The organism is Herbaspirillum sp., assembly GCF_017744395.1.
Lineage (GTDB): Bacteria > Pseudomonadota > Gammaproteobacteria > Burkholderiales > Burkholderiaceae_D > Herbaspirillum.
Genome location: NZ_JAGIBI010000001.1, coordinates 1259328 through 1266982, shown reverse-complemented (window position 1 = coordinate 1266982; position 7655 = coordinate 1259328). Strand labels below are relative to the sequence as shown.

Annotated in this window: 8 protein-coding genes; all 8 read right to left on the bottom strand. The window is 64.5% G+C overall.

Annotated features, from left to right (window positions below):
• Positions 1 to 131: 131 nt before the first annotated feature.
• The gene (locus tag J7548_RS05805; protein WP_290971518.1) at positions 132 to 503 is read right to left on the bottom strand and encodes a tRNA-binding protein; all 372 of its coding nucleotides are present in this window, start codon (positions 501 to 503) and stop codon (positions 132 to 134) included.
• Between the two features lie 103 nt (positions 504 to 606).
• Positions 607 to 1368 carry a uroporphyrinogen-III C-methyltransferase gene (gene cobA / locus J7548_RS05800; protein WP_290971516.1) on the bottom strand — a complete coding sequence of 254 codons (762 nt, stop codon included), beginning with the start codon at positions 1366 to 1368 and terminating at the stop codon, positions 607 to 609.
• 33 nt (positions 1369 to 1401) lie between these two features.
• Positions 1402 to 2736, bottom strand: coding sequence for a GTP-binding protein (locus J7548_RS05795; RefSeq protein WP_290971514.1), 1335 nt, complete (start codon positions 2734 to 2736; stop codon positions 1402 to 1404).
• Entirely contained in the window at positions 2736 to 3671 is a 936-nt protein-coding gene (gene cysD, locus J7548_RS05790; RefSeq protein WP_290971512.1) for a sulfate adenylyltransferase subunit CysD, read from the bottom strand. Before cysD ends, J7548_RS05795 begins: the two co-directional genes overlap by 1 nt.
• Positions 3672 to 3743: 72 nt before the next feature.
• Positions 3744 to 4475: a phosphoadenylyl-sulfate reductase gene (locus J7548_RS05785; protein WP_290971510.1), complete on the bottom strand. Its 732-nt coding sequence runs from the start codon at positions 4473 to 4475 to the stop codon at positions 3744 to 3746.
• A 51-nt stretch (positions 4476 to 4526) separates the two neighbouring features.
• Positions 4527 to 5054, bottom strand: coding sequence for a DUF934 domain-containing protein (locus J7548_RS05780; RefSeq protein WP_290971507.1), 528 nt, complete (start codon positions 5052 to 5054; stop codon positions 4527 to 4529).
• Complete coding sequence (locus tag J7548_RS05775) at positions 5047 to 6747, bottom strand: nitrite/sulfite reductase (protein WP_290971506.1); 1701 nt, start codon at positions 6745 to 6747, stop codon at positions 5047 to 5049. The genes J7548_RS05780 and J7548_RS05775 overlap by 8 nt, the downstream gene beginning before the upstream one ends.
• A 76-nt stretch (positions 6748 to 6823) precedes the next feature.
• A complete protein-coding gene (locus J7548_RS05770) occupies positions 6824 to 7597 on the bottom strand; it encodes a sulfite exporter TauE/SafE family protein (protein WP_290971505.1) in 774 nt (257 codons plus the stop codon).
• Positions 7598 to 7655 lie beyond the last annotated feature (58 nt).

Below are 7655 nucleotides of genomic sequence, written 5' to 3'. Positions count from 1 at the left end.
TGCTTACTTTCTTTGGCGGGCCAAAGAAAGTGAGCGGCTGCCGGGCCGCCCCCGGCGCTCACCTCCGACCGGAGAAAGAAAAACCTAAAGCCAGTACATCTGCACGCAGCAAGACCAGACTACTCCAAGACTTAGAACAGCCGAGCACCGTTAGGCACGATCTGGTCAGGCCTGAACAGCACAACTTCACCAGCATCATCGGGAAACCCCAGCGTCAGCACTTCCGACATGAACTTGCCAATCTGGCGCGGCGGAAAATTGACCACCGCCGCAATCTGTCGCCCCACCAAATCTTCCAACCGATAATGCGCCGTGATCTGCGCACTGCTCTGGCGCACGCCGACACCAGGACCGAAATCGATCTTCAGCTTGTAGGCAGGCTTGCGCGCTTCGGGAAAAGCTTCGGCCGAGACGATGGTGCCGATGCGGATGTCGACCTTGAGGAAGGCATCGAAATCGATGGGATCGGTGGCGGGAGCGTTGGTGTCGTGCAGCAGGTGCATGGCGGCTGAACCTTGAATGGTAAAACCGGGATGATAGCAATCATTGCCGCCGGTCGAGCAAGTGCGGAGGATGCGGGGGCGATGCGAGTTACGCCAAACCGGGTCAGTCGCGATCGGCCAGCGCCGGTCCGATCATCACCAGCACCGGCCCGCTGCAAGCCTGCAACCCGGCTTCCAGTCCGGCCAATTGCAGGTTGTAGATGTGCTCGTCCGGACGACTGCAGTTTTCCACGACCACCACCGGAGTCTCCGGCGCATAGCCCAGCTCAAGCAGCCTGCGCGCCGTGGCGGTCGCTTCGCGTCCGCCCATGTACTGCACCAGCGTATCGCCGTTGGGCATGATCACTTCATTGGGCTGGTCGGGGGCGGTGCTGGAGGTGAACAACGACACGCTGCGGGCGATGCCGCGCCGGGTCAGCGGGCGCTTGGCCGAGGCCGCCGCCGCCAGGGCGGCAGTGATGCCGGGGACGATTTCGTAGGAGATGCCATGCGCTTCCAGCGCCCGCATTTCCTCGTCGGCGCGGCCGAACAGCATGGGGTCGCCGCCTTTGAGGCGCACCACTCGGCGGTACTGCTGCGCCGCCGCCACCAGCTTCTCGTTGATCTCCACCTGGGCGGTGGAGCGCTGGCCGCTGCGCTTGCCGACCGAAATCTTCACGGCCTGCGGGCACAACTCAAGAATTTCCTCGGTCACCAGCGCGTCGTGCAGCACCACGTCGGCTTGCGCCAGCAGGCGCGCGCCGCGCACCGTCAGCAGGTCGGCCGCGCCGGGGCCGGAGCCGATCAGCCACACCCGGCCCGGGTGTGTCGGGCTGGGGGGAGGGGAGTCGGAGGGGAGTGCGGATGCTGCCGGATCGGTGGCCATGGCCTGCGGTAATTGAATCGGATCGGTGGAAACTCAGTCGATCCGAATCATACCAGCGGCCACCGTCTGGTGCGTCACTTCGTCGATCAGGATGAAGGCGCCGGTGGCGCGGATCGCTTCATAGCCGTCGGCGGCGATGGGCTGCTGCACGTTCACCGTCACGCGGGCGATGTCGTTGAGCTTGAGCGTGTCGGCCGGGCGGCGTTCCTGGGTGTTGATGTCGAGCAGGGTGTCGACTTTGGCCACGCGCGCCGCCACTTGCTTGGTGGTGTGCTTGAGCCAGTACTTGCGGCGCAGGTCCAGCGGGTCTTCCGACAGCCAGCAGACGTCGGCATTGACCGTCTTCAGCGCCACCGGCGCCTGGCCGGCCGCGGCCAGCAGGTCGCCGCGCGAGATGTCCAGGTATTCGTCCAGCAGGATGGTGACCGACTGGCCGGCCGCGGCCGATTCCAGCGAGCCGTCCAGCGTCTGGATGTCCTTGACGGTGGCGCTCTGGCCGCCGGGCAGCACCACCAGCTTGTCGCCCTTGGCGACGCGGCCGGCTTCGATGCGGCCCATGTAGCCGCGAAAGTCGTTGGCTTCGTGGCCGTTGTGGCGCGCCACCAGCTGCACCGGGAAACGGAACGGCTCTTCGTGCGCGTCTTCGTACACCGACAGCGATTCCAACAGTTCGATCAGCGTCGGGCCCTGGTACCACGGCATCCTGTCGCTGGCGGTCACCACGTTGTCGCCGGCCAGGGCCGACAGCGGGATCGCGTGCACGTCCTTCAGGCCCAACTGTTGCGCGAATTGCTGGTAGGCGCCGACGATGCGGTTGTAGACGGTCTGGTCGTAGTCCACCAGGTCCATCTTGTTGACCGCCACGATCACGTGCTCGATCTGCAGCAGGTGGGCGATGGTCGAGTGGCGCTTGGTCTGGGTCAGCAGTTCCACGCTGCCATCGTCGCCCAGCTTCACCTTGGACACGTCCACCAGGATGATCACGGCGTCGGCGGTCGAGGCGCCGGTGACCATGTTGCGGGTGTATTGCTCGTGGCCGGGGGTGTCGGCGATGATGAACTTGCGCTTGGGCGTGGCGAAGTAGCGGTAGGCCACGTCGATGGTGATGCCTTGCTCGCGCTCGGCTTCCAGTCCGTCGGTCAGCAGCGACAGGTCGACCGTGTCGCCCACGGTGCGCTTGTGCTTGGCGCGCGAGATGGCGTCCAGCTGGTCGGCGAAGATGCCCTTGCTGTCGAACAGCAGGCGGCCGATCAGCGTGCTCTTGCCGTCGTCCACGGAACCGGCGGTGATGAAGCGCAGCAGGCCGCGCTCATGCGGCTGCGCGTTGGCGGCATTGCTCAATTGTTCTTGTGTGGCTGCGGCGTTCATCAGAAATATCCTTCCTTCTTGCGTTTTTCCATCGAGGCTTCGGACGTCTGGTCGTCCATGCGGGTGGCGCCGCGCTCGGTAATCTGGGTCACCGCCGTTTCGGCGATGATGGCTTCCACCGTTGCGGCATCGGACGCCACCGGGCAGGTGCAGGAGATGTCGCCCACGGTGCGGAAGCGCACGACCTGCTTTTCCACGGTCTCGCCTTCGCGCGCCGGGGTCAGGTCGGTCAGCGGCACCAGCAGGCCGTTGCGCGGGATCACTTCGCGCTCATGGGCGAAGTAGATCGGCGGCAGCGCCAGTTTCTCGCGGGCGATGTATTGCCACACGTCCAGCTCGGTCCAGTTGGAGATCGGGAACACGCGCATGTTCTCGCCCGGATGCACGCGGGTGTTATACAGGTCCCACAGTTCGGGGCGCTGGGCCTTGGGGTTCCATTGGCCGAACTCGTCGCGGAAGGAGAAGATGCGTTCCTTGGCGCGGGCCTTTTCCTCGTCGCGCCGGGCGCCGCCGATACAGGCGTCGAACTTGAATTCCTCGATCGTCTCCAGCAGCGTCACCGCCTGCGCGGCGTTGCGCGAGTCGGTCTGCGGGTTGCGCAGGCGCACGGTGCCGCGCTTGATCGAGTCTTCCACCGAACGCACCACCAGGCGCTCGCCCAGTTCGGCGGCGCGGCGGTCGCGGAATTCGATCACTTCCGGGAAGTTGTGGCCGGTGTCGATGTGCACCAGCGGGAAGGGGAACTTGCCGGGGCGGAATGCCTTTTCGGCGATGCGCAGCAGCACCACCGAGTCCTTGCCGCCGGAGAACAGCAGGGCAGGGTTGCTGCACTCGGCCGCGACCTCGCGCATGATGTGGATCGCTTCCGATTCCAGCCAGTCCAGGTGGCGGTTGCTGGCGTTGTCCAAAAAGAGTTTGTCTACCGCAGTGTTCATGCCGGGCCTTCCGATCTTCCGATACTTATTGTCGTGTTGCTTGGTTGTCTTGTGTGCGCGCCGGGGGCCGGTTCAGGCCGGCGAGTGCGACTTGATGCGCACCAGCTTGCCGTCCACCACGTGCAGGCCGCATTCCTTGGAGTCCGGGTTTTCCCACCACCAGCGGCCGGCGCGGATATCCTCGCCGGGCTGGATGGCGCGGGTGCACGGCTCGCAGCCGATCGACGGGTAGCCCTGGTCGTGCAGCGGGTTGTAAGGCACGTCGTTGGCGCGGATGTAGTCCCACACATCCTGCTCTGACCAGTCGGCCAGCGGGTTGAATTTCTCCATGCCGTGCGCCTCGTCACGCTCTTGCACATGCAGTTCGGCGCGGGTGACCGACTGCGCGCGGCGCTGGCCGGTGACCCACGAGGCCTTGCCTTGCAGGGCGCGGTTGAGCGGCTCCATCTTGCGGATGCGGCAGCATTCCTTGCGCAGCTCGACGCTGTCGTAGAAGGCGTTCAGGCCGTGGTTCTTCACATAGGCCTCGACCGCCTCGGGCTGCGGGCGATAGGGCGTGACTTCGTAGCCGTAGGTAGCGCGGATGCGGTCCAGCATGCCCAGGGTTTCCTGGTGCAGGCGGCCGGTTTCCAGTGTAAAGATGCCGATCTTGTCCTGCAGCTTGCCGCGCAGGATCAGGTCGGTCAGCACCATGTCTTCGGCCGCCAGGCTCGAAGCCAGTGCGGCGGGGGCGTGTTCGGCCGCGATGCGTTCCAGCGTCGCCTGGGTTTTTGCGATGAGATCCTGCAAAGCCTGATTCGACATGATGTTGCTTTCTTCATTGCTGCCGGCGGCCCGGGCCGCCGGCGGTTTGCTTCAGTCCGCGGTCTGCACAGCCTCGCGCTTGACGCGGCGGAACAGCGGGTTCTTCTCGTCCCACGAGGTCTGGTACTTCTCGGAGAAGTCGGTCAGGCCCTTGACGGCGTCGTGGATGTTCTTGTCGGCGCGCACCGCGAAGGCGTCGAAGCCCACGCGCTGCATGTAGAACAGCTGGTCGCGCAGCACGTCGCCGACCGCGCGCAGCTCGCCGGTGTAGCCCAGGCGCGCGCGCAGGTTGTAGGCGATCGAGTAGCCGCGGCCGTCGGCGAACTTGGGGAAGTCCACCGCCACCACCTTGAAGTGGTCCAGTTCGCCCTTGAGCTCTTCCGGACGCTCGTCGCTGGCCAGCCATACGCCCAGTTCGGGGCGGGACTTGAGCGACTCGCGCTGGGCCTGCCAGGTTTTCAGCGGGACGATGACTTTTCCTTCCGGGACGGCCACGGTTTCCGCAGTCTCGCCTTCAGCCAGGCGCAGGATGCTCCAGTCGTCGGCAACGACGGTCTTGTTTTTGATGATTTCAGGCATTGGCGTCTTCTCCAGCGACATAGTCCGCCGATGTCGAGATCGGCGTTGCATAAACGAATTCCTTGAACGGCGTGATGCCGATGCGGCGCACGGTATCGATGAAGAGTTCTTCTTCGTTGCGCTGCTTGACGTACACCTGCAGCAGGCGGTCGATCACGGTGGGCATCTGCTGCGCCGAGAACGAGGGGCCGATGATCTTGCCGATCGACGATTCATTGCCTTGCGCGCCGCCCAGCGAGACCTGGTACCACTCGGAACCGTCCTTGTCCACGCCCAGGATGCCGATGTTGCCGACATGGTGGTGGCCGCAGGCGTTGATGCAGCCCGAGATGTTCAGTTCGATTTCGCCGATGTCGTGCTGGTAGTCGATGTCTTCGAACTTCTCGGCGATGGCTTGCGCGATCGGAATCGACTTGGCGTTGGCCAGCGAGCAGAAGTCGCCGCCGGGGCAGCAGATGATGTCGGTCAGCAGGCCGATGTTGGGCGTGGCCAGATTGTGCGACTTGGCCAGCTTCCACAGCGTGTACAGATCGGACTGCTTGACGTCGGCCAGCACCAGGTTCTGCTCGTGCGTCACGCGCAGTTCGCCGAAGCTGTACTGGTCGGCCAGGTCGGCGGCGAAATTCATCTGGTCGGCGGTGATGTCGCCCGGCGGCACGCCCGGCTTCTTCAGCGACAGGATCACGGCCGCGTAGCCGGGCACCTTGTGCGCCTTGACGTTGCGCTTGAGCCAGTTGGCGAAGCCGCGGTCTTCCGCCTTCAGGCGTTCGAATTCGGCATCCACGGCCGGCAGGGTTTCATAGGCGGGCGGCACGAAGTATTGCGCCACGCGCTGCAGTTCTTCCTCGGTCAGGGTGGAGGGGCCGTCCTTGATCTGCGCCCATTCCTCTTCGACCTGGCGTGCGAATTCCTCGGGGCCGATGGCCTTGACCAGGATCTTGATGCGGGCCTTGTAGATGTTGTCGCGGCGGCCGTACTGGTTGTACACGCGCAGGATGGCTTCCAGGTAGGACATCGCGTGCTGCCAGGGCAGGAACTCCCGGATCACGCTGCCCAGGATCGGGGTGCGGCCCATGCCGCCGCCGACCAGCACGCGGAAACCGACTTCACCGGCCTCGTTCTTGACCACGTGCAGGCCGATGTCATGCACGGCGGTGGCGGCGCGGTCTTCCTTGGCGCCGCTGATGGCGATCTTGAACTTACGCGGCAGGTAGGCGAACTCGGGGTGGAAGGTACTCCACTCGCGGATCAGCTCGGCATAGGGGCGCGGATCGACGATCTCGTCGGCGGCCACGCCGGCCAGCTCGTCCGAGGTGGTGTTGCGGATGCAGTTGCCGGAAGTCTGGATGGCGTGCATCTCGACGCTGGCCAGTTCGGCCAGGATGTCGGGCGATTCTTCCAGCTTGATCCAGTTGAACTGGATGTTCTGGCGGGTGGTGAAGTGGCCGAAGCCGCGGTCGTACTTGACGGCGATTTCGGCGAACTTGCGCAGTTGGCGGGACGCCAGCATGCCGTAGGGAATGGCGATGCGCAGCATGTAGGCATGGCGCTGCAGGTAGAGGCCGTTCTGCAGGCGCAGGATACGGAACTCGTCCTCGATCAGCTCGTCCGACAGGCGGCGGCGCACCTGGTCTCGATATTGTGCAACTCGCTCTTTGACGATCTGGTGATCGTATTGGTCATAGCGGTACATCTTGTATAAGTCCCTGTTAACGTCTTAATGAGGCTGGGCCTTCACGTCCGGCTCCGCCCCGCATTGAAAAACCGGCCTACCAAATCAGCTTCACGGCGACGCTCGTCAGCGTAATCGCCAGCAGGCCACGCAATATCTTTTCCGGCACCGCCCGCGCCGCGAGCGAGCCGAGTGTGATGCCCGGCAGCGAACCCAGCAGCAGGGTCGCCAGCAGTTCCCAGTTGATCGAACCCAGCCACCAGTGGCCGAAGGCGGCAATGGCGGTCAGCGGCACCGCATAGGCGATGTCGGTGCCAGCGACTTCCGCCGGCGACAGGCGCGGATACAGCAGCACCAGCAGGGTGGCGCCGACCGCGCCGGCGCCGATCGAGGAAATCGTCACCAGCGTGCCGAGCACGGCGCCGGCGAGGATGGTGGCATTGCGCAAGGCGGTTCCCTGCAGCTGGCGCTCGGGGTGGGCATTGAGCCACACTTGCAATTTGCTTTTGAGCAACAGCGCGCTCACGGTGAGCAGCACCGAGATGGCGATCGAATAGCGGATGAGCAGGCTGATGCCATCGCTGACGGCGCCGAAATGCTTCAGCAGCAGCGTGGCCGCCAGCGCGGCGGGTAGGGCGCCGTAGGACAGGCGGCGCACGATGTCCCAGCGCACCGTGCCCTTGCTGCGGTGGGCCAGGGTGCCGGCGCTCTTGGTGGCCGAGGCGAACGCCAGGTCGGTGCCGACCGCCACGCTAGGGTGGATGCCGAACAGCAGGGTCAGGAGCGGCGTCATGAGCGAGCCACCGCCGACCCCGGTCAGGCCGACCAGCAGTCCCACAGCAAATCCGCTCACTACATAAGAAACAGTCATAACACCTCGCCCATTAGTCTGCGAATCGTAATAAACTTATGTTTCAAACCAAACTACA